Annotated in this window: 16 protein-coding genes; 7 read left to right on the top strand and 9 right to left on the bottom strand. The window is 63.6% G+C overall.

Going from position 1 to position 21,035, the window contains the following annotated elements; genetic code table 11:
• Positions 1–109: 109 nt before the first annotated feature.
• Positions 110–1,057 carry a magnesium/cobalt transporter CorA gene (corA, locus tag OKB87_RS20535; protein WP_011705843.1) on the bottom strand — a complete coding sequence of 316 codons (948 nt, stop codon included), beginning with the start codon at positions 1,055–1,057 and terminating at the stop codon, positions 110–112.
• A 413-nt stretch (positions 1,058–1,470) separates the two neighbouring features.
• Positions 1,471–3,114 carry an electron transfer flavoprotein-ubiquinone oxidoreductase gene (locus tag OKB87_RS20530; RefSeq protein WP_270828393.1) on the bottom strand — a complete coding sequence of 548 codons (1,644 nt, stop codon included), beginning with the start codon at positions 3,112–3,114 and terminating at the stop codon, positions 1,471–1,473.
• A 124-nt stretch (positions 3,115–3,238) separates the two neighbouring features.
• Here OKB87_RS20530 and OKB87_RS20525 point away from each other — a divergent pair, with 124 nt between their 5' ends.
• From OKB87_RS20525 to aroG, 5 genes are all read left to right on the top strand, one after another.
• Entirely contained in the window at positions 3,239–3,988 is a 750-nt protein-coding gene (locus tag OKB87_RS20525; protein WP_039213551.1) for an electron transfer flavoprotein subunit beta/FixA family protein, read from the top strand.
• A gap of 100 nt (positions 3,989–4,088) precedes the next feature.
• Positions 4,089–5,015 (top strand): electron transfer flavoprotein subunit alpha/FixB family protein, encoded by a 927-nt coding sequence (locus OKB87_RS20520; protein ID WP_045526890.1) that lies wholly within the window; start codon positions 4,089–4,091, stop codon positions 5,013–5,015.
• A 222-nt stretch (positions 5,016–5,237) separates the two neighbouring features.
• A complete protein-coding gene (gene serC / locus OKB87_RS20515) occupies positions 5,238–6,326 on the top strand; it encodes a 3-phosphoserine/phosphohydroxythreonine transaminase (protein WP_024943986.1) in 1,089 nt (362 codons plus the stop codon).
• A 171-nt stretch (positions 6,327–6,497) separates the two neighbouring features.
• A complete protein-coding gene (aroA, locus tag OKB87_RS20510) occupies positions 6,498–7,781 on the top strand; it encodes a 3-phosphoshikimate 1-carboxyvinyltransferase (RefSeq protein ID WP_270828392.1) in 1,284 nt (427 codons plus the stop codon).
• A 213-nt stretch (positions 7,782–7,994) separates the two neighbouring features.
• Positions 7,995–9,050 (top strand): 3-deoxy-7-phosphoheptulonate synthase AroG, encoded by a 1,056-nt coding sequence (aroG, locus tag OKB87_RS20505; RefSeq protein ID WP_011705850.1) that lies wholly within the window; start codon positions 7,995–7,997, stop codon positions 9,048–9,050.
• 105 nt (positions 9,051–9,155) lie between these two features.
• Here aroG and OKB87_RS20500 read toward each other — a convergent pair whose 3' ends face one another.
• Complete coding sequence (locus OKB87_RS20500; protein ID WP_270828391.1) at positions 9,156–10,751, bottom strand: methyl-accepting chemotaxis protein; 1,596 nt, start codon at positions 10,749–10,751, stop codon at positions 9,156–9,158.
• Between the two features lie 261 nt (positions 10,752–11,012).
• Here OKB87_RS20500 and hutW point away from each other — a divergent pair, with 261 nt between their 5' ends.
• The gene (hutW, locus tag OKB87_RS20495; RefSeq protein ID WP_270828390.1) at positions 11,013–12,383 is read left to right on the top strand and encodes a heme anaerobic degradation radical SAM methyltransferase ChuW/HutW; all 1,371 of its coding nucleotides are present in this window, start codon (positions 11,013–11,015) and stop codon (positions 12,381–12,383) included.
• A 74-nt stretch (positions 12,384–12,457) separates the two neighbouring features.
• Here hutW and xseA read toward each other — a convergent pair whose 3' ends face one another.
• From xseA to OKB87_RS20465, 6 genes are all read right to left on the bottom strand, one after another.
• Positions 12,458–13,822 (bottom strand): exodeoxyribonuclease VII large subunit, encoded by a 1,365-nt coding sequence (gene xseA / locus OKB87_RS20490; RefSeq protein ID WP_270828389.1) that lies wholly within the window; start codon positions 13,820–13,822, stop codon positions 12,458–12,460.
• A gap of 107 nt (positions 13,823–13,929) precedes the next feature.
• A complete protein-coding gene (locus OKB87_RS20485) occupies positions 13,930–14,859 on the bottom strand; it encodes a DMT family transporter (RefSeq protein ID WP_270828388.1) in 930 nt (309 codons plus the stop codon).
• Positions 14,860–14,997: 138 nt separating this feature from the next.
• The gene (locus OKB87_RS20480; protein WP_270828387.1) at positions 14,998–15,417 is read right to left on the bottom strand and encodes an ExbD/TolR family protein; all 420 of its coding nucleotides are present in this window, start codon (positions 15,415–15,417) and stop codon (positions 14,998–15,000) included.
• On the bottom strand, positions 15,417–16,172 hold the full coding sequence (locus tag OKB87_RS20475) for a MotA/TolQ/ExbB proton channel family protein (RefSeq protein WP_011705856.1): 756 nt from the start codon (positions 16,170–16,172) through the stop codon (positions 15,417–15,419). The genes OKB87_RS20480 and OKB87_RS20475 overlap by 1 nt, the downstream gene beginning before the upstream one ends.
• A 2-nt stretch (positions 16,173–16,174) precedes the next feature.
• Entirely contained in the window at positions 16,175–16,972 is a 798-nt protein-coding gene (locus OKB87_RS20470) for an energy transducer TonB (RefSeq protein ID WP_270828386.1), read from the bottom strand.
• Positions 16,973–17,223: 251 nt separating this feature from the next.
• Positions 17,224–19,092 carry a potassium transporter Kup gene (locus OKB87_RS20465; protein ID WP_270828427.1) on the bottom strand — a complete coding sequence of 623 codons (1,869 nt, stop codon included), beginning with the start codon at positions 19,090–19,092 and terminating at the stop codon, positions 17,224–17,226.
• Between the two features lie 465 nt (positions 19,093–19,557).
• Between OKB87_RS20465 and guaB the strand changes: the two genes are divergently transcribed.
• Positions 19,558–21,021 carry an IMP dehydrogenase gene (gene guaB / locus OKB87_RS20460; protein ID WP_011705859.1) on the top strand — a complete coding sequence of 488 codons (1,464 nt, stop codon included), beginning with the start codon at positions 19,558–19,560 and terminating at the stop codon, positions 21,019–21,021.
• The last annotated feature ends 14 nt before the right edge of the window (positions 21,022–21,035 follow it).

Here is a 21,035-nt window from a genome sequence, read left to right as displayed (position 1 = left end):
GGGATATGGGGCGAAGGGGAGCCCTTTGCAAGGCGGGCGAGGGGCGGGAATTAATCGGGGGGCCATGCCCCCCAATCCGCCTATCTCTTTTCGTGCCGGGCCGCCGGCGTCACAGCCAGCCTTTTCGCTTGAAGAACAGACCGGTGCCGAGCGATGACATCACCATCAGCACCAGGGAGAGCGGATAGCCGTACTCCCAGGCGAGCTCCGGCATGCGGCCAAAGTTCATGCCGTAGATGCTGGCGATCAGCGTCGGCGGCAGGAAGATGACCGCGGCCACCGAGAAGATCTTGATCACCTTGTTCTGCTCCAGGTTGGTGACCCCCATGGAGGCCTCCAGCTGGAAGTTGATCTTGTCGAACAGGAACTGGGTGTGGGGCAGCAGGGACTCCACGTCGTGCAGCATCTCGTCGATCCACTTGTTCTGCTCGTTGCTCATCCGTTGGCGCAGGCTGCGCTTCAAGAAGCGCAGGGCGCGACGGGTATCGTGCAGGGAGAGACGGATCTGGCCGTTGGCCTCTTCCTGGGCCATCAACTCCTTGAGCATGGGATTGATCTGATCCGGCTCGAAGATCTGATCGGCGGTGTTTTCCAGGGTCTTGTAGCCATCTTCGATGAGATCGGAGAGGTATTCGACTTTCAGGTTCTGCACCTCCAGCAGGATGTCGAGGGCGTCCTCCACCTCCAGCCGATCCTGGCGCATGTAGTGGCGCAGCAGGCGCACCAGGCCGATGTCATCCTCGCGGATGCTGATCAGCAGGTTGTTGCGCAGGGTAAAAGAGACGTGGACACCCTTGGTGTCTCGGCCGATCCGCTGGGGAAACAGGGAGTGAATGTGCAGACCGTCGGTATCCCAGTAGAAACGGGCGGATGCTTCGATATCATCCAGCTCCTCCTTGTCGGGCACCTCTTCCAGAAACAGGCCCGTCAACCATTCTCGTTCCGCCGTGTCCGGCTTGTAGGCATCCAGCCAGACGGTGTTGTCAGGCACTATGTCGTCAGGCCCGAGCGTGACAATGTCCAGTACCTTGTTATTGAGAATGTAGGCGGTGATCATCTGTCCCCCCTTAAGAAGTCATGGGTAATCAGGGATGGTTGCACAGGTCATGCGGCCTTAGAGCGCGTAGAAAGCGATCCCGTGGACAAGCTGAACGGGCCGATGGAAAACCTGAATGCGGCGAACTATACAGGGGCGGGCCGCGCTTGTCAGGGCCTATTCATCGGAGGTTCAGCCTGTTCGCTCAAAAAAACAGCGAGGTCGGAGCAGCCACGCCGACCTCGAAACGGGTGATCCCGGCGTCGCCTCCTTTATTCACCTTGATAGGCAGGAGGACAAGTGCTCACCGGCCGGGATGGCGGGCTGCCGGTGGCCCTGCGACAGCCCTCGGCCGCGCGCCGGAAACCGCCTCTATTTGATGTGTTGGGGCTGTGCATCCTTGTTATCTGCGCAGGTCTGCATGGGCAAGCCTGTTACATATTGGGATAGTTGGGGCCACAGCCGCCCTGCGGCGGTGTCCAGACGATGTTCTGGCTCGGATCCTTGATGTCGCAGGTCTTGCAGTGGATGCAGTTGGCCGCGTTGATCTGCAGGCGGGGCAGGCTCTCCGAGCCCAGGATCTCGAACACCCCGGCCGGGCAGTAGCGCTGGGCGGGTTCGGCCCAGGTGGGCAGGTTGACCGCCACCGGGATAGTCTCATCCTGCAGCTTGAGATGGCAGGGCTGATCCTCGTCGTGGCTGGTGTTGGCGAGATAGACAGACGAGAGCTTGTCGAAGCTGAGCTTGCCGTCCGGCTTGGGGTAGTCGATGGGCTGGCAGCGGCTGGCCATGCGCAGCTGGCGGTAGTCCGGCTCCTTGTCCAGCAGGGTGAACGGCGAGGTGCGAGCAAACAGCCGCTGCTCCAGCCAGTTGAAGGCGCCACCGAGCCAGGGGCCCCAGCGGTGCAGGGCGGCGCCGAAGTTGCGCGCTGTTTTGAGCTCATGGGCCAGCCAGCTCTGTTGCAGTGCATCGCCGTATTCGGCCAGATCCCGGCCCCCTTCATCGCCGCCGCGCAGACTCATGGCGACTGTCCTGGCCGCCAGCATGCCGGACTTCATGGCGGTGTGGATCCCCTTGATGCGGGAGAAGTCGAGGGTGCCGGCGTCGCAACCGATAAGCAGCCCGCCGGGAAAGTGCATGCGGGGCAGGGAGTGCCAGCCCCCCTTGGCGATGGCGCGGGCGCCGTAGCTGATGCGCTCGCCTCCCTGCAATACCGCGGCGATGAGCGGGTGATGCTTGAGGCGTTGAAACTCGTCAAACGGGCTGAGCCAGGGGTTGCGGTAGTTGAGATCGACGATGAGGCCGACCGCCACCTGATCCTGTTCCAGATGATAGAGATAGAAGCCGCCCTGGCTCTTGTCTTCCTTCCCCTCGGAGAGTGGCCAGCCGCTGCCGTGCAGCACTTGGCCCGCTTTGCCTTGGCCGGGGGGGAGCTGCCACAGCTCCTTGAAGCCGATGGCGTAGTGCTGCGGCTGGGCGGCGTTTTCCAGCTGAAAGTCGGCGATCAGCTGCTTGCCGAGATGGCCGCGCGCCCCTTCGGCAAACAGGGTGTAGCGGCCGAGCAGCGCCATGCCGGGCACGTGATCCGCTTTCGGATTGCCCGCCCGATCCAGCCCGAGATCGCCGGTGATCACACCCTTGACCCGTCCCGCTTCCATGATGAGTTCGCTTGCGGTAAAACCCGGGTATATTTCGACTCCCAGCTGTTCGGCCTGCTGACCGAGCCAGCGACAGAGGTTGCCGAGGCTGATAATGCGGCTGCCCTCGTTGTGCATGCGTGGCGGCACCGCCCAGTTGGGCAGTTGCAGGGCGCGGCTGTCGCTTTGCAGCAGGTGCACCTGATCGTCGTTGACCTCGACCCCGAGCGGGGCCTGTTGCCAGCTCTCTGGCAGCAGCTCCTTGAGGGCGACGGGATCCAGCAGGGCGCCGGAGAGCAGATGGGCGCCGATCTCAGCCCCCTTCTCCAGCAGGCAGACCGACAGCTCGGCATTGTGTTGTTTGAGGGCGATGGCGGCACTGAGTCCCGCCGGGCCGCCACCGACGATGACGACATCAAATTCCATTGCTTCGCGTTCCATCTTGCCTCTGTGCTCGACTTGGCCTAGGGTAGTGCTGGTAGTTTACGTAAACGTAAAGTAAATGTAAGCAAAAAAATGTGAGGGTTTTCATGGATTCACTCAACAGAAGCGAGGGATGCGCGTCATGAAGCTGCTGGTCGCGGTCAAGCGGGTGCTGGATTACAACGTCAAGGTCCGGGTCAAGAGCGATGGCTCAGACGTGGAGCTGGCCAACGTCAAGATGGGGATCAACCCGTTTTGTGAAATTGCGGTGGAGGAGGGGGTCAGGCTGCGCGAAGCCGGCGTGGCGAGCGAGCTGGTGGTGGTGACCTTCGGCCCCGAGGCGGCAGCCGAACAACTGCGTCACGCCCTGGCGCTGGGGGCGGATCGGGCGCGTCATTACGTGACTGGCGAGACCCTGACTCCGCTCACCGTGGCTCGCGCCCTGCAACAGGTGTGCGAGCTGGAGCAGCCCGATCTGGTGCTGCTCGGCAAGCAGTCCATCGATTCTGACAACAACCAGGTGGGCCAGATGCTGGCTGCCCTCAATGACTGGCCGCTCGCCACCTTCGCCTCCGCCATCAAGCTGGTGGAGGGGGAATTGCAGGTGACCCGCGAGATTGACGGCGGCCTCGAGACCCTTGGCATGCCGCTGCCGGCGGTGGTGACCGTGGATCTGCGCCTCAACGAGCCGCGTTTTGCCTCGCTCCCCAACATCATGAAGGCCAAGCGCAAGCCGCTCGAGAGCGCGCCCTTCGCCGACCTCGGCGTCGAGCCGGCCGGTCAGACCCGGCTGCTCGGGGTGATGGCCCCCGCTGCCCGCAGCGCCGGCATCATGGTGGGCTCGGTGGACGAGCTGCTGGACAAACTCAAGCACGAAGCGAAGGTACTCTGATGCTGCCAGCAATCAACAGAACCCCGCCCGCCGGCGACAAGCTCGGGGGCGTGATGGGCGCACAGGCAGGGACATCAACGGACGATAGCAAGGGGCAGTCATGAGCGTATTGATCATTGCCGAACATCATCAGGGCCAGTTGGCCGACAACGTGGCCCGTCTGGTCACGGCAGGGAACCAGCTGGGCGGCGAGGTGCATCTGCTGTTGCTGGGGCAGGGGCTGACCGAGGCGGGCGAGCAGGCCGCCGCCCTGCAGGGAGTGAGCCGGGTGCTGCTGGCCGAGCACCCCATGCTGGCGGAGGGGCTGAGCGACGGGGTCGATCCGCTGCTGGCCCATATCGCGCGGGATTATCAGCACTGCCTGATGGCCGCCAGCACCCAGGGCAAGGATCTGCTGCCACGGGTGGCGGCCAGGCTCGGGGTGGAGATGCTCTCCGAGGTGACCGGCATCGAGAGTGGCGACACCTTCCTGCGCCCCATCTACGCGGGCAACGCCGTGGCCCGGGTGGCGAGCAGCGCCCCCATCAAGGTGCTGACCATCCGGCCCACCGCCTTCGCCAAGGCGGCGAGCGGCGGCCAGGCTCAGGTCGAGCGGTTGCCGGTGAGCGAGGTGGCCTGCCGTACCCGCCTCATCGAACGGCTCGCCGTGCGCTCCGCCAGACCCGAACTCGCGGCGGCGCGGGTGGTGGTCTCCGGTGGGCGGGCACTGGGCTCCAAGGCGCAGTTCGCCCTGATCGAGGCGTTGGCCGACAAGCTGGGCGGCGCGGTGGGGGCATCGCGGGCCGCGGTGGATGCGGGCTTTGTCGCCAACGATCTGCAGGTGGGCCAGACCGGCAAGGTGGTGGCGCCGGAGCTCTACATTGCGGTCGGCATCTCGGGTGCCATCCAGCATCTGGCGGGGATGAAGGAGTCCAAGGTGATCGTCGCCATCAACAAGGACAGCGAGGCCCCCATCTTCCAGGTGGCTGACTACGGGTTGGTGGGGGATCTCTTCACCTTGCTGCCGGAGCTGACCGCCAAGCTGTAACCTGGTGAAAAGGGGGCCGGGGGCATTGAGCACCGGCAAGCGCCCGTTTCCACGCATGTTCTCTGCAAGCCCTGACCCGTTCAGGGCTTTTTTCTGCCAACTGTGCTGGCGGCGGGTCGACAAAAGGTTGAGCCAGCTCCCAAAAAGCCTTTGATCCGGGGGCTGCACTTGTGTAAAACCAGACAAGTCACCGATCACACTCATCCACTCACGGAAAGCGTCATGAGCAAACAGATTTACAACTTCTGCGCCGGCCCCGCCATGTTGCCGGTCGAAGTCATGGAGCGCGCCCAGCGCGAATTTTGTAATTTCCAGGGGCTGGGAGCCTCGGTCATGGAGCTTTCCCACCGCGGCAAGCCCTACATGGCGGTCGCCGCCAAGGCCGAAGCCGATCTGCGCGAGTTGCTGGCGGTGCCGGACAACTACAAGGTGCTGTTCATGCACGGCGGCGGCCGTGGCCAGTTCTCCGCCGTGCCCATGAACCTGCTCGGCGGCGCCAACAAGAAGGCTGACTATCTGCTGACCGGTGTCTGGGCTGCGAGTGCCGTGGACGAGGCGCGCAAGTACGGCGATATCCAGACCTTTGACGGGGTAGCCAAGAGTGCCGAGGGCATCTCCCACCTGCTGCCGACCCCGGCGTTTCGCGCCGATGCGGCCTATGTGCACTACTGCCCGAATGAAACCATCGATGGCATCGAGATGTTCGACATCCCGGCAACCGGTGATGTGCCTTTGGTGGCGGATCTCTCCTCCACCATCCTCTCCCGTCCCATCGACGTGAGCCGCTTCGGCATCATCTATGCCGGCGCCCAGAAGAACATCGGCCCCTCTGGGCTGGCCATCGCCATCGTGCGCGACGATCTGCTGAACCAGGCCCGCGCCGACGTGCCGTCGATCTTCGACTACCAGCTCACCGCCAAGAACGACTCCATGTTCAACACCCCGCCCACCTACGCCTGGTATCTGGCCGGGCTGGTGTTCGAGTGGCTGAAAGAGCAGGGTGGCCTTGCTGCGATGGAAGCACGCAACAAGGAGAAGGCCGATTTCCTCTACGGCTATCTCGATCAGTCGAGCTTCTATGGCAACCAGGTGGATGCCAGCTGCCGTTCGCGGATGAACATCCCGTTCCAGCTGAAAAATGCCGAACTGGACAAGCTGTTCCTGGCCGAATCGGAAGCCGCCGGCCTGCTGGCACTCAAGGGCCACCGCATCGTCGGTGGCATGCGCGCCAGCCTCTACAACGCCATGCCGCTGGAAGGGGTGAAGGCATTGGTCAGCTTTATGGACGGCTTTGCCAAGCGCCACGGCTGAGGCGTTTTTCCCCGATTGCCGACGCCGGGGACTCCCCGGCGTCTGTTTTTTCCGTGATGCTGGACCGGCTGCCCCCGCCGCCTGCTTTTGTGCCACCCGCAGTCTTGCCGAGCAGGGCGCGGGCTGCTAACGTCCGGTCAGGTCATTTTTTTGAGATCGTACAGGAAGTCTATGAATTCGTTGCGTTTGGAACCTATTTCTCGTGTGGCCGGTGAGGTCAATCTGCCCGGCTCCAAGAGCGTGTCCAACCGGGCGCTGCTGCTGGCAGCCCTGGCCCGTGGCACCACCCGGCTCACCAACCTGCTCGACAGCGATGACATTCGTCACATGCTGGCGGCGCTGACCCAGCTCGGGGTCAAGTACAAGCTCTCCGCCGACAAGACCGAGTGCACCGTGCACGGTCTGGGTCGCAGCTTCGCGGTATCGGCGCCGGTCAATCTGTTCCTCGGCAATGCTGGCACCGCCATGCGACCGCTGTGCGCCGCACTGTGTCTGGGCTCCGGTGAATACACCCTGGGCGGGGAACCGCGCATGGAAGAGCGCCCCATCGGCCATCTGGTGGATGCCCTGCGCGAAGCGGGCGCCCATATCCAGTACCTGAAGAAAGATGGCTATCCGCCGCTGGTGGTGGATGCCAAGGGGCTGTGGGGCGGTGATGTGCACGTCGACGGCTCTGTCTCCAGCCAGTTCCTGACGGCGTTTTTGATGGCGGCGCCGATGGCGGCGGGCGACACCCGCATCCACATCAAGGGAGAGCTGGTCTCCAAGCCCTACATCGACATCACCCTGCACATCATGAAGCAGTTCGGGGTGGTCATTGAGCACGACAACTACAAGCTGTTCTACATCAAGGGTAACCAGAGCTACGTCAGCCCGGGTGACTTCCTGGTGGAAGGGGATGCCTCCAGCGCCTCCTACTTCCTCGCAGCAGGCGCCATCAAGGGCAAGGTGCGAGTCACCGGCATCGGCAAGCACAGCATTCAGGGCGACATCCACTTCGCCGACGTGCTGGAGAAGATGGGCGCGCGCATCACCTGGGGCGATGACTTCATCGAGGCCGAACAGGCGCCGTTGCACGGCATCGACATGGACATGAACCACATCCCCGATGCGGCCATGACCATTGCCGTTGCCGCACTGTTTGCCGAGGGGCCCACCTCGATTCGCAACATCTACAACTGGCGGGTGAAGGAGACCGACCGCCTGCACGCCATGGCGACCGAGCTGCGCAAGCTGGGTGTCGAGGTGGAGGAGGGGCGTGACTTCATCACCGTCGCCCCGCCAGCGCAGCTCAAGCATGCAGCCATCGATACCTACAACGACCACCGCATCGCCATGTGCTTCTCGCTGGTGGCGCTGTCCGATACCGCCGTCACCATCAATGATCCGGGTTGTACCTCCAAGACCTTCCCGGACTACTTCGACAAGCTGGCCAGCATCAGTCAGCGCGCGTGATGAACCCAGGCCCGCCTCGCTGCGGGCCTGTTTCTTTGGGCTGTTCCGCTCTGCTACTCCCCTCTTTTCATCCTCGTCTAGCAGCATTATTAAAACTTGCAAGGCAGGATAATAAAATTCCATCCCGGATAATGTAATTTTCTATTTACACCGCTGCCCGTGCGGGCTAGATTGAAGTTTCTTTATCGCAGTCATCTAGCAGGAAGCCTTGTCATGCAGCATCAAACCGACGACGTTCGTATCAGTGAAATCAAAGAGTTATTGCCCCCGGTTGCGGTGCTTGAGAAGTTTCCGGCCACCGAGACCGCATCAAGTACCGTCTTTGAATCCCGTCAGGCCATCCATCAGATCCTGGCCGGTGAAGATCAGCGCCTGCTGGTGGTGATCGGCCCCTGTTCCATTCACGACCCGGCCGCCGCGCTGGAGTACGGCAAGCGCCTCAAGGTGCTGCGTGACGAGCTCAAGGGCCAGCTGGAGATCGTGATGCGGGTCTACTTCGAGAAGCCGCGTACCACGGTGGGCTGGAAGGGGCTGATCAACGACCCTTACCTCGACAACAGCTGCCAGATCAACGACGGCCTGCGCATCGGTCGCAAGCTGCTGCTGGATCTCAACGACATGGGGCTGCCGACCGCCTCCGAATTCCTCGACATGATCACCCCGCAATACGTGGCGGATCTGATGAGCTGGGGCGCCATCGGTGCCCGTACCACCGAATCCCAGGTGCACCGCGAGCTGGCCTCCGGTCTCTCCTGCCCGGTGGGCTTCAAGAACGGCACCGACGGCACCATCAAGGTGGCCATCGACGCCATCGGGGCCGCCAGTGCGCCGCACCACTTCCTGTCGGTGACCAAGTACGGCCACTCCGCCATCGTCGCGACCCGGGGCAACCCGGACTGCCATATCATCCTGCGCGGCGGTCGTGAGCCGAACTACAGCGCCGCCCACGTGGACGAGGTGGTGAAGGGGCTGGACAAGGCCGGTCTGCCGCAGAAGGTGATGATCGACTTCAGCCACGCCAACAGCAGCAAGCAGTTCAAGAACCAGATGCTGGTAGCCGAGGACGTGGCCGGTCAGCTGCGTGCCGGCAGCCGGGCTGTGTTCGGCGTCATGGTGGAGAGCCACCTGGTGGAGGGGCGTCAGGATCTGGTGGAAGGGTGCGAGCTCACCGTCGGTCAGAGCATCACAGATGCTTGCATCGGCTGGGCCGACACCGAAATCCTGCTGCGCAATCTGGCCGATGCGGTGGCCACCCGCAACGCAGGCTAATTTCGGCCTGGCGGCGCCGCGTGGCGCGCCGAGCTACGACACACAAAACAAAAGCGCGACCCTGGGTCGCGCTTTTTTATTGGTCAGAGCGGGCGGCAGGCATGATCACCAGCGGTAGGTCTTGAGCAGCTGCTCGAGCTTGCGGCACTGCTCCACCAGCTGGACGCTGGCGAGGTTGGCGGCGTGAGCCTGGCCCAGGGTGTCGTTGGAGGTGTTGCGAATGTCGCTCACCGAGCCGTCCACCTCGTTGCAGACCCTGTCCTGCTCCTCGGCGGACTGCGCCATCTGGGCGTTGAGATCGTTGATGCTGCTGATGCGGCCGATGATGTTCTGCATGGCGGCCAGGGTCGCCTCTGTCTTGTGGATGCTTTCGTCCGCCTTGGCCTTGGCATCCCCGATCACCGACACCGCGCTCTGGGCCTCGTTTTGCAGGGCGGCGATCATCTGGGAGATCTCCTCGCTGGCGGCGCGGCTGCGGTTGGAGAGGGCGCGCACCTCGTCGGCCACCACCGCAAAACCGCGGCCCTGCTCGCCCGCCCGGGCCGCCTCGATGGTGGCGTTGAGGGCCAGCAGGTTGGTCTGATCCGCGATCCCCTTGATCACCTCCAGCACTCCGTCGACCGCCAGACAGCGGTTGTCGAGCTGCTGGATCACCCTGTCGACCCGTTCGATCTCCGCCGACATCTCGCCCATGTCGTTGATGGAGTGCTGGGCAAGGCGACTGGTGTTGGCCGCATCCTGGTTGGTGAGGGCGGAGAGCTCGGCGCTCTTGCGGGCGTGTTCACGCACCTCGTGGGAGCTGGCGGCCAGCTCGCTCACGGCGGCGGCCACCTGTACCGTCATGCTCTCCTGCTGGCGGGCCGAGCCTTCGGTCTGGGTCGCCACCTGGCGGATCTGGTTGGACTCCTGATAGAGCTGGTGGGTAGCGCTCTCCACCTCCTGCAGGCTGTGGCGAAACCCCTGCACCATGTCGCTGACGGCGCGGGTCATCTCGCCCAGCTCATCCCGGTTGGGATTGATCAGGGGGAGGGAGAGATCCCGCTCCTTGGCCATGCGGGTCATGGCCAGCTGCAGATGGCGTACCGGCCGCTTGATGTAGCGCTGCAGCACCCAGCCCAGCAGGCCGAAGCCCAGCCCAAACACCGCCACCAGGCTGCCGCTCAGGATCAGGTTGTTGCGATGGATCTCGCCAAAGGTGTGGCTGAGATCGTAACTGATGCGCACCGCGCCCATGACGGTGCCTTCCGCCACCTGGTGGCAGGTGGTGCACTGGGTACCGCGGTACTCCTTGTAGGCCTTGAAGGGCTTGATCAGGGTGAGCTGGTTACCCTGCTGCTCGAGAATGGTCTCCCCCTGGTTGATGGCGCGCTCATCCAGCTTGTCTTCAATCTGCTGATCCGGGTGGCCGGGGCCGAACAGGCTGGTCACCGCCGGGGCACGGATCAGGCGGGCCTCGACGATGCCGGCCTCGCTCTTGAGCTTGGTCTGCACGATCTGGCGGTTGGCGATGGCCCCCGTCATCATCAGCACGTTGAGCTGATCCATGTAGGTGTTGGCGGCGCTCTCCACCTTTTCGCCCGCCAGCCGGATGGCGAGATCCCGTTGCAGCCAGGCGGAGAGCTCGAAGCTGAGGGCGAAGGTGCAGCCGATGACCAGGGCGAGGGGGAGAAAGATTTTCCAGTTCAGAGACAGATTTTGCATCGTTGGCAGGTCCATGCGCAGGTGAGCGATCGTCAATGGTTGATGACTCTCCCCGCGCTCGCTCATCAGAACGGGGGAGATGGTTCTCTATCGGCACACCCTACCTCATCTTGAGTAAATTATCTGTTAACTGGATCCGTGTTGGAGGTTAATGGTGCGTAGCAAACGAGAGCTGTTCGTCGTTGAGTTGATCCAGCACAAACTTGGCATTTATTGATAGTGGTTATCATTTGCATTATTCACTTGATAACCTTGCCTGCCATGACACCACTGCTGACCCCGACCATGACCGGTCTTGCCACCCCGGATCCCCTCAAGTTTGCCTTTGGCGCCAAGACCTCGGCTCACGCCAGTCGCGGCGGCATGCGCCCGCTCACCCTCGACCATGCCGACTGGCAAGCCTGGTGGCACCGCGAGAGCGAGGCGGACGAGCGGGCGCTCTATATCCACATCCCGTTTTGCCGCAAGCGCTGCAGCTTCTGCAATTTCTTTGAAAATGGCGCCAACCCGGCCCGCATCACCCGCTATGTCGACGCGCTCTGCCGCGCGCTTGCTCGGGCTGCCGAGACACCCTTCACCCAGAGCCGCCCCTTCTCGGCCGTCTATGTGGGGGGTGGCACGCCGACGGACATGAGCGCCGACGAGCTGGCGATGCTGGCCGCCGCCATCCGTCGTTTTCCCCTGACTTCGGATGCGGAGGTGACCCTGGAGGGGCGCCTCAACGGTTTTGATGATGCCAAGTGGCACAATGCGCTGGCGGGCGGCTTCAACCGCTTCTCGTTCGGGGTGCAGAGCTTTGATACCGAGGTGCGCCAGGAGGCGGCCCGCTTCGACGACCGGGAGACCCTGCTGACCCGGCTGGGGGAGCTGACCCGTCACGACGATGCGGTGATCGTGGCCGATCTCATCTTCGGCCTGCCGGGCCAGGATGATGCCGTGTGGCGTCAGGACATCGCGGATGTGATGGCGAGCGGGGTGCACGGGGTGGATCTCTATCAACTCATCGCCATGGCCGGCACCAATCTGGCCCGTGCCGAGGCGAAGGGCAAGCTCGGTTGGGCCGCCGACGGTCAACAGCGGGCCGCCATGTATGCCTATGGGGCCCAGACGCTGGAGCAGGGGGGCTGGCAGCGGCTCTCCTGCAGCCACTGGCGGCGCGGCGAGGCCGAACAGAGCCGCTACAACCAGATGGCCAAGCGCGGCGCCGAGATCCTCCCCTTCGGGGCCGGGGCCGGCGGCAACGTGCATGGGCACAGCCTCATGTATGGCCGGGATCTGGCGCTCTGGCACGAGGCGCTGGCGGCGGATCAGCGGGCTCCCGGCATGGTGATGGGACGTGATCCCAATGGCCGCCTCGATGGCCTGCTGCGCGGCGCGCTCGACAGCGGCTGGCTGGCGCTGGCCCGCTTGCCGACGCCGCTGCGGGCACATCTGCAACCCTTGTTCGAGGCCTGGCAGCAACATGGGCTGGCGACGCTGAGCGAGGCACGGCTCGAGCTCACCCTGGCGGGGCGCTTCTGGAACGTCAATCTGCAGGCGGGGCTGTTTGAATACTTGCAGCTCAACCCGCTGGCGGGGTCGGGGACGGCGCCTGCCGATCCGGCGCAGGCGGTGCGCCATTCGCTGGTGTGAGTGCGCTGGCCGAGAGGGCCTGATAAAGAGAGAATGATAAACAAGGGGGGCACCTGATGTGCCCCCCTTGTTCGTTATGGCTGGTGTACCTCTTCCACCCGCACTCGCAGTTGCCCCTCTGCAAGCTGGGTGACCAGAGTCTGGCCGGCATCGACCTGGGCGGCGCGGCTGATCACCTCACCGCTTTGGGTGCGGGTGATGGAGTAGCCGCGCCCCAGGGTGGCGAGCGGGCTCACCCCGTCGAGGCGGGCGCTGAGCATGGCGAGGCGGTGGTCGGCCAGATCCCGGCGCTTGGCGATGAGGGCATGGAGGCGCTCCTCGGCCAGCTGGTGGCGACGCTTGCCGGCGGCCAGCAAGCGCTCCGGGCTCTTGCCCTGCAGGCGCAGCTCCAGGTTGGCGAGGCGCCGCTCCCCCTGATGCAGTTTGTGATTCATCAGCTGCTGCAAACGGGCAGAGAGCTCGTCGAGGCGCTGGGATTGCTGCTCCAGCCGCCGCTTCGGATCCTGATGGTCGAGCCGCTTTTGCAGCAGGATGAAATCGTGGCGGGCGGCGGTCTGCTGGCGGCTCATGGCCTGCAGCAGTTGCTGCTTGAGATGGGCGAGGCGCTGGGCGCGGGCGCTCTGATCCGGCGCCACCAGCTCGGCCGCCGCCGACGGGGTCGGGGCGCGCAAGTCGGCGGCAAAGTCGCTGATGGTGACATCCACCTCGTGGCCCACCGCGCTCACCACCGGGATGGCGGAGTGGGCGATGGCGCGCGCCACCGCCTCTTCGTTGAAGCACCAGAGATCTTCGAGCGAGCCGCCGCCACGCCCGACGATCAGCACATCCACCTCGGCGCGGCGGTTGGCCAAGGCAATGGCAGAGACGATCTGGCCGATGGCGGCGCTGCCCTGCACCTGGGTCGGGTAGATAAACACCGGTAGATCCGGCGCGCGGCGTTTGAGCACGGTCAGCATGTCGTGCAGGGCAGCGCCAGTGGCGGAGGTGATGAGACCCACCGCGCGTGGTTCGCGCGGCAGCGGCCGCTTGCGCCCCTCGTCGAACAGCCCCTCGGCGCCAAGGCGGCGCTTGAGCTCCTCAAAGCGCAGCGCCAGCACGCCGTCGCCCGCCGGCTGCATCGACTCGATGATCAGCTGGTAGTCGCCGCGCGGCTCATAGAGGGAGACCCGTGCCTGCACCAGCACCTGCATGCCGTCCTGTGGGCGGAAGGCTACCCGCCGGTTGTTGCCCTTGAACATGGCGCAGCGCACCTGGGCCGACATGTCCTTGAGGGAGAAGTACCAGTGGCCGGAGCTTGGCATCGCCAGGTTGGAGAGCTCGCCGGTCAACCACACCAGCCCCAGATCCTGCTCCAGGATCATGCGCACGGCGCTGTTGAGGCGGGTGACGGTAAAGACCTGCTGTTGTCTGCTTTGACTCGGTTCGTTGCGGTAGTTCAAGGCTGGTCCTGCACTGTGTGCCCCGCCTTGGGGGCGGGGGCATAAAACAATGGCGCCATCTTAACGCAGTTCGGGGCGAACGCCGAGCGGCGCTGGCCCTGTCGGGTTCAGCGTGCGTCCGGATCCTGAGGTTGCGCCCGGGCCTGAACGGCCGGGGTGCTGGCCTGGCTGGTCACCAGCCAGACCGAGAGGCAGACGACCAGGCCCCCCAGCACGAAGCCCTGGCTCAAGGTCTCGCCCAGCACCAGCGCGCCCCACAAGATGCCAAAAGGGGGAATGAGGAAGGTGACGGTGAGGCTGCGCAGCGGGCCGATATCGGCGATCAGTCGAAAATAGAGCAGGTAGGCGAGGGCGGTGCAGACCACGCCGACAGCCAGCACGCTGGCCCAGGCGGTAGGCACGGCCCAGTCGACCGCGGGGCCAGCCGCCAGCTGGTAAGCGAAAAAGGGCAGCAGGAACAGGCTGGCACCCAGCTGGCTGCCAAAGGCCACCAGCTTGGCATCGAGTCCGCCGCGATGGGTGATCCAGCTGCGGGTGAGAAAACCGGCGAGGCCGTAGCAGGCGGTGGCAAACAGGCAGGCCAGCACCCCAGGCAGCAGATGCCCACCGGCACTCACCTCGCCGGTGGTGGTGATGAGGCTGATCCCGATCACCCCCAATACCACCCCCAGCCACTTGCGCCTATCAAGTCGCTCGTTGAAGCAGGAAAAGCCGATGAGGGCCCCCATCAACGGCGTGGTGGCGTTGAGGATGGCCGAGTAGCCGGCCGGCAGCCAGAGGGCGGCGATGGCGTACATCAGAAACGGGATGGCGGAGTTGATGACGCCGAGCAGCATGGCGGACTTGAGCTTGCCCTGAAACCCCATGGGGGCGCGCAGCAGCAGGAGCATGACGGCAAGCCCGATGAGGGCGAACAGGACCCGCAGGAAGGTGGTGTTGACGGCGCCAAACGCCGGGGCGGCGATGCGTATGAACAGGAAGCTGGCGCCCCAGATGGCGGCCAGCAGGAGCAGGCGCCCATAATCGGCAGGTTTCATGGTGTCGTCCTTGAGGTGATGGTGGCCAATATTGGCGCTGCATCGGCATGATGCCGACAAGGTGCCTGTGCTGGCAACTACCTGGATGGCAGCAGGGCATCCATGCCCTGTGGTGCCGGTGTGTGGGTGGTGGGAGCGTTACGGCTCCGGCTGGCTCACGAAGGCAATCTTGTGCAGGCCATGCTGGGAGGCCTGGGCCATCACCCTGGCGATGATGCCGTACTCCACCTTGCGATCGATGCGCAGCTGGATCTCGGGCAGCTCCCCCTCGGCCTGGCCGGCGCTCTCCATCTTGGCGAGCAGGGCGGCCTCGTCGACCTCCTGATCGTTCCAGTAGATCTTGCCGGCGCCATCGATGGCGAGGTTGATGTCCTGCTTGTCTGGCTGGTTGAGCTGGCTGCTGGCCTCTGGCAGCTCCAGCTTGACCGCGTTGGTGAGCAGGGGGGCGGTGATCATGAACACGATGAGCAGCACCAGCATGACGTCGATCATCGGGATCATGTTGATCTCGGAGAGGGGCTGATCGCCCCCCTCGTCCGACAGTTTGCCAAATGCCATCAGCCGCGCCCCTGTCTGGTTTCCCGCTCGACCAGCGGGGTGACGTTGTTGGTGGCGACCTGCTCGAAGCCGGTCACCAGCAGGGTGAACAGGTCGTGGCCAAACTCCTCCAGCGCCGCGAGCCTGAGGCGATTGCGCCGCACGAAGAAGTTGTAGATGAGCACGGCCGGCAGGGCGACCGCGAGGCCGAAGCCGGTCATGATCAGCGCTTCACCCACGGGGCCGGCAACCTTGTCCAGACTGCTCTGACCGGCGGCGCCGATGGCCAGCAGGGCGTGGTAGATGCCCCAGACGGTGCCGAACAGCCCGATGAAGGGGGCTGCCGAACCCACCGAGGCGAGGAAGGCCAGCCCCTGCTCCAGCCGCACCCGCTCCTGGGTGATGGCCCGGCGCATGGCGCGCAGCAGATATTCATCCGGCGAGCCCAGCTTGCAGCTGACCGCACGCTCCTCGGCCCGGTTCAGCTGGGCCACGGCCGCCAGCGCTGCGCCGGTCAGCCGGCCATAGGCTTCCTGCGGTGGCAGGTGGGCCAGCTGACGCTCCATCTCCTGCACGCTGTCGTGCTGCCAGAAATCGGCGATGAAGCGGGCGTTGAGGCGTTGTTCCCGCTGCGCGAGGTAGCCCTTGAGCAGGGCGTAGTAGCAGGTACCAAGGGACATCAATACCAGCAGGATGAAGGGGATCAGCCCCACACCGCTGTTCTGGCTGAGCAGGTGGGCGATGCCCATGCCGTTGCTTGCGATTTCAGGATCCATGTTCAAGCCCTTAATTTGAAAATGATGGTGACTTTTGCCGAGGCCTCGACGGCCACGTTGTTCTGTTTGGCAGGAATGAATTTCCAGCGGCTGACGGTCTTGCGGGCCGTCATGTCCAGCCGCCGATAGCCGCTGCTCTTGTCCACCTCCACCGAGGCGGCGGTGCCCTCGGTCGTCACCCGCACATTGAGGATGACCCGCCCCTCTTCTCCCCGTCGTCTCGACTCATAGGGGTATTGGGGCTCGGGGTTGTTGAGCCGTGCATCGCGGGCGATGGGGGCGCTGTTGCCAGCGCCGCCACCAGCCTTGTGGGCAGGACTCTGACTGGCACTTCCGCCGCTCGCCTGTGTGGCCGTTGCCGTCGTCGCAGGGGCGGGCGCAGTGACCGGCGGTTGCGGACTGCTCACCGGCATGACCTTGGCGGGCTGCCCCGGCGGGGGACTGTGTTTAAGCGGTTTGACCACCGGCTTGACGCTTTTCTTGACTGGCTTGGCCGGCGGTTTTTTGGGGGTCGGCAATGGCTTGGCTTTTTGCTGCACTTTTTGTACTTGCTGCACTTTTTGTACTTGCTGCGCGGTGGGAGCAGGGGCCGCCTTGGCTGGCGCGTCATTGGTGGCTGCCTCGCCAACCCAGCGGGCCGACAGGGTCAGCGGCAAGGGCGGGGTGATGGGCGCAGGCTGGTGCGCATAGAGCCACCAGAAGGCGGCAAGATGCAGGGCGATCGCGATGGCAAGGCAAACGAGACGGGCGGCGTCGGGATCGTTGGCGGGCAGTGTTGGTCTCGGGCTGCAGGAGTCCATCACTTGTCTCCCTTCCAGGTCTTCATATTCATACTCAAACGGCTAGTGTGAAGGCGCCAGAACAGGCGTCAGGCCGCTAGCATGCCTGACAACGAGTATTGCAAACAACAACCATTATCAATCGTATTTTAATCGTGACGAGGCTGGCTCGCAGAATATAAGAAGCCGGGCCGGCAAGCTGCGTTCCCGACTGGCAACGGGTTGAGCGGTGTGGGCCTGCATCGGTCTTGCCCCCCTGTTGGCTGGCGGCGTTACAACTCCAGCAATACCCCCAGCTCCACCACCCGGTTGGCGGGAATATGAAAAAAGTCGGTCGCCTTGAGGGAGTTGCGGTTCATCCAGACGAACAGGCCCTCTCGCCAGCGCGCCATGCCGGGCAGATCGGTGCTGACCAGGTTCTCGTGGGAGAGGAAGAAAGAGGTCTTGGCCATGGTGACCTTCAGATCCTCCTGGGCGCAGGCTTGGAAGATCTCCTCCATGGAGGGCACCTCCTTGTAGCCAAAGTGGGCGACCACCTGCCAGAACCCCTCGCCAAGGTGGGTGAGCTCGATGCGCTCCTTGAAGGAGAGCCAGGGCTCGTCCTTGATCTGAACGGTCAGGAAAATGACCCGTTCGTGCAGGATCTTGTTGTGTTTGAGGTTGTGCAGCATGGCGTGTGGCACCACCTGCACCGATTTGGAGAGAAACACGGCGGTGCCGGGGACCTGCAGCGGCGGGTGTGCCTGCATGTTGTCGACAAACCCCTTCAGCGCCAGTGACTTGTGCTCCAGCTTGTCGAGCACCAGCTCCCGTCCGCGCTTCCAGGTGGTCATCACTATGATGGCCAGCAGCGCAAACAGGATGGGGAGCCAGCCACCGGCCAGAAACTTGGTGGTATTGGCGGCAAAGAAGGTGACATCGACCAGCAGCAGTGGCGCGCACACCAACGCAATCAGCCAGCGCGACCACTTCCAGCGGCGGGCGGCCACCACCATCAGCAGCAAAGTGGTGAGCGCCATGGTGCCGGTCACTGCGATGCCGTAGGCGGCGGCCAGGTTGCTTGAACTCTGGAACCAGAGGATGACGATGACGATGCCCCCCAGCAGCAGCCAGTTCACCAGCGGCAGGTAGATCTGGCCTATCTCGTGCTCCGAGGTGTGACGGATCTCCTGGCGCGGCAGGTAGCCGAGCAAAATGGCCTGGCGCACCACCGAGTAGGTGCCCGAGATCACCGCCTGGGAGGCGATGACGGTGGCCAGGGTGGCGAGGATCAGCAGTGGAAAGGCCAGCCAGGAGGGGGCAAGCAGGTAGAAGGGATTTTCGATGGCGGCAGGATTGCGCAGCAGCAGGGCTCCCTGGCCAAAGTAGTTGAGCAGCAGGGCGGGCATCACCAGAGAACCCCAGGCCAGCTGGATGGCGCCACGGCCAAAGTGGCCCATGTCGGCGTAGAGCGCCTCCGTCCCGGTGACGCAAAGCACGACGGCCCCCAGGGTGATGAAGGCGACACCCGGTCGGCTGACCATGAAATCGAGGGCGTAGAGCGGGTTGACCGCCTGCAGGATGGCGGGGTTTTGCGCGATCTCATAAGCCCCGAGCGCCGCCAGCACCCCGAACCAGATCAGCATGATGGGGCCGAACAGGCGACCGATGCCAGCGGTGCCGTAATGCTGGGCCCCGAACAGGATCACCAGCACGGTGAGGGTGATGGGCAGCACAAACGGCGCCAGCTCCGGGGTGATCACCTGCAACCCTTCGACCGCCGAGAGCACCGAGATGGCGGGGGTGATCACCGCATCCCCGATGAACAGCCCCACGCCGACCAGACCGAGCAGCATGAGCAGGGCGCGCGGCTTGGCGGGGAGGCGACGGGAGGCCAGCGAGGCGAGGGTGAGGATCCCCCCTTCTCCCTTGTCGTCGGCCCGGAGCACCAGCAGCACATATTTGAATGAGACCACGATCATGATGGTCCAGAAGAAGAGGGAGACGATGGAGAGGATCCCCTCCGGGGTGGGCTGCAGACCCAGGTGTCCGGCGAAGCTCTCCTTGAGGGCATAGAGCGGGCTGGTACCGAGATCGCCATAGACGACCCCCAGTGCCGCCAAGGTAATGGCCATGCGCCCTTGCTGGTGTCCGTGGCTCATCATGAAATTCCATTTCAATTCAGACTGTTAATCATGATACGCAGGCACAGGCACAAAGGAAACCCGCACCACGAAAAGGCCTTTTAGTTTGGCGTGCCGGTTTGGGTGAAACAGCCCGGATGTTGCCCCGCTGGATTTAGTGTTTGAGGGGGACGGCCAGGCGCGCATGAGCTTGTTGTCGAGTGCGCTCGACCTGGGCCAAACAGTCTGCAACGGGGAAGAGGAAGCGGGGCTGTGTGAAAAAATGAAACGGGAACTTTTTTGCATAAAACCGCAATGAGACAACTCTTTTGTCCGCAAAAGGCTGTTTTGCGACTGAAAATGTTGGTTTTTTAGCGGCTTGGCGGCTGAAAAGGCCAAAACGCCATAAAAAATTCAAAAAACTTCTTTACCAGTGACCAATGCGTGAGTAAACTTCGTCGGCAATATTTTACACCCCCACTTCCTCAACGGTGAGATATTGCCATGCTCAGGATTGCCAAAGAAGCGTTAACCTTCGACGATGTACTGTTGGTTCCCGCCCACTCCGAAGTTCTTCCCAATACTGCCGATCTGCGTACCAAGCTGACCTCTGCCATCAGCCTGAACATCCCCATGATCTCCGCTGCCATGGACACAGTGACCGAAGCCCGACTGGCTATCGCACTGGCCCAGGAAGGCGGTATCGGCTTTATCCACAAGAACATGTCCATCGAGCAGCAGGCTGCCGAAGTGCGCAAGGTCAAGAAGTACGAGAGCGGCGTGGTCACTGACCCCGTCACCGTACGCCCCGACATGACCATCGCCCAGATCAAAGAGCTGAGCCACAAGAACGGTTTCGCCGGTTATCCGGTGGTGACCGAGGGCAATCAGCTGGTGGGCATCATCACCGGTCGTGATGTGCGCTTCGTGATCGATCTCTCCCAGACTGTCGAACAGATCATGACCCAGAAGGATCGTCTGGTCACCGTGCGTGAAGGCGCCCCCCGCGAAGAGGTGGTTGGCCTGATGCAGAAGCACCGTATCGAGAAGGTGCTGGTGGTCAACGCCGACTTCAAACTCAAGGGCATGATCACCGTCAAAGACTTCCAGAAAGCCGAGCGCAAGCCGAACGCCTGTAAAGACGACAAGGGTCGTCTGCGGGTGGGTGCTGCCGTCGGTGCCGGTGCAGGCAACGAAGAGCGCGTCGCCGCCCTGGTGGAAGCCGGTGTGGACGTGCTGCTGATCGACTCCTCCCACGGCCACTCCCAGGGCGTGCTGGATCGCATCAAGGCGACCCGCGAAGCCTACCCGGATCTGCAGATCATCGGCGGCAACGTCGCTACCGCCGCCGGTGCCAAGGCGCTGGCCGCTGCCGGCGTCAACGCCGTCAAGGTCGGTATCGGCCCGGGCTCCATCTGTACTACCCGTATCGTGACCGGCGTGGGCGTGCCCCAGATCACCGCCATCTCCGACGCCGTCGACGCGCTGGAAGGCACCGGCATCCCGGTGATTGCCGATGGCGGCATCCGCTTCTCCGGTGACGTGGCCAAGGCCATCGCCGCTGGCGCCAGCTGCGTCATGGTCGGCTCCATGTTCGCCGGTACTGAAGAGGCGCCGGGCGAGATCGAGCTCTACCAGGGTCGCTCCTTCAAATCCTACCGTGGCATGGGTTCTCTGGGCGCCATGTCCAAGGGCTCCAGCGACCGCTACTTCCAGACCGACAACGCCGCCGACAAGCTGGTGCCGGAAGGGATCGAAGGCCGCGTGCCGTACAAGGGCCGCCTCAAAGAGATCATCCACCAGCAGATGGGCGGCCTGCGCTCCTCCATGGGGTTGACCGGCAGCGCCACCATCGACGACATGCGCACCAAGGCCGAATTCGTGCGCATCTCGGGCGCCGGGATGAAAGAGTCCCACGTTCACGACGTGACCATTACCAAAGAAGCCCCCAACTATCGGATGGGCTGATAAAACGGGGCTGC

The sequence above is a fragment of the Aeromonas sp. Y318-1 genome (genome assembly GCF_027706125.1).
GTDB classification, from domain to species: domain Bacteria; phylum Pseudomonadota; class Gammaproteobacteria; order Enterobacterales; family Aeromonadaceae; genus Aeromonas; species Aeromonas hydrophila.
This window is presented reverse-complemented; position numbering and strand designations above follow the sequence as displayed.

What these genes read in the sequence shown, in the direction of transcription:
- corA (WP_011705843.1), bottom strand. Translation starts at nt 1,057, where the DNA reads ATGATCACCGCCTACATTCTCAATAACAAGGTACTGGACATTGTCACG.
- OKB87_RS20530 (WP_270828393.1), bottom strand. Translation starts at nt 3,114, where the DNA reads ATGGAACGCGAAGCAATGGAATTTGATGTCGTCATCGTCGGTGGCGGC.
- OKB87_RS20525 (WP_039213551.1), top strand. Translation starts at nt 3,239, where the DNA reads ATGAAGCTGCTGGTCGCGGTCAAGCGGGTGCTGGATTACAACGTCAAG.
- OKB87_RS20520 (WP_045526890.1), top strand. Translation starts at nt 4,089, where the DNA reads ATGAGCGTATTGATCATTGCCGAACATCATCAGGGCCAGTTGGCCGAC.
- serC (WP_024943986.1), top strand. Translation starts at nt 5,238, where the DNA reads ATGAGCAAACAGATTTACAACTTCTGCGCCGGCCCCGCCATGTTGCCG.
- aroA (WP_270828392.1), top strand. Translation starts at nt 6,498, where the DNA reads ATGAATTCGTTGCGTTTGGAACCTATTTCTCGTGTGGCCGGTGAGGTC.
- aroG (WP_011705850.1), top strand. Translation starts at nt 7,995, where the DNA reads ATGCAGCATCAAACCGACGACGTTCGTATCAGTGAAATCAAAGAGTTA.
- OKB87_RS20500 (WP_270828391.1), bottom strand. Translation starts at nt 10,751, where the DNA reads ATGCAAAATCTGTCTCTGAACTGGAAAATCTTTCTCCCCCTCGCCCTG.
- hutW (WP_270828390.1), top strand. Translation starts at nt 11,013, where the DNA reads ATGACACCACTGCTGACCCCGACCATGACCGGTCTTGCCACCCCGGAT.
- OKB87_RS20485 (WP_270828388.1), bottom strand. Translation starts at nt 14,859, where the DNA reads ATGAAACCTGCCGATTATGGGCGCCTGCTCCTGCTGGCCGCCATCTGG.
- OKB87_RS20480 (WP_270828387.1), bottom strand. Translation starts at nt 15,417, where the DNA reads ATGGCATTTGGCAAACTGTCGGACGAGGGGGGCGATCAGCCCCTCTCC.
- OKB87_RS20475 (WP_011705856.1), bottom strand. Translation starts at nt 16,172, where the DNA reads ATGGATCCTGAAATCGCAAGCAACGGCATGGGCATCGCCCACCTGCTC.
- OKB87_RS20470 (WP_270828386.1), bottom strand. Translation starts at nt 16,972, where the DNA reads ATGGACTCCTGCAGCCCGAGACCAACACTGCCCGCCAACGATCCCGAC.
- OKB87_RS20465 (WP_270828427.1), bottom strand. Translation starts at nt 19,092, where the DNA reads ATGAGCCACGGACACCAGCAAGGGCGCATGGCCATTACCTTGGCGGCA.
- guaB (WP_011705859.1), top strand. Translation starts at nt 19,558, where the DNA reads ATGCTCAGGATTGCCAAAGAAGCGTTAACCTTCGACGATGTACTGTTG.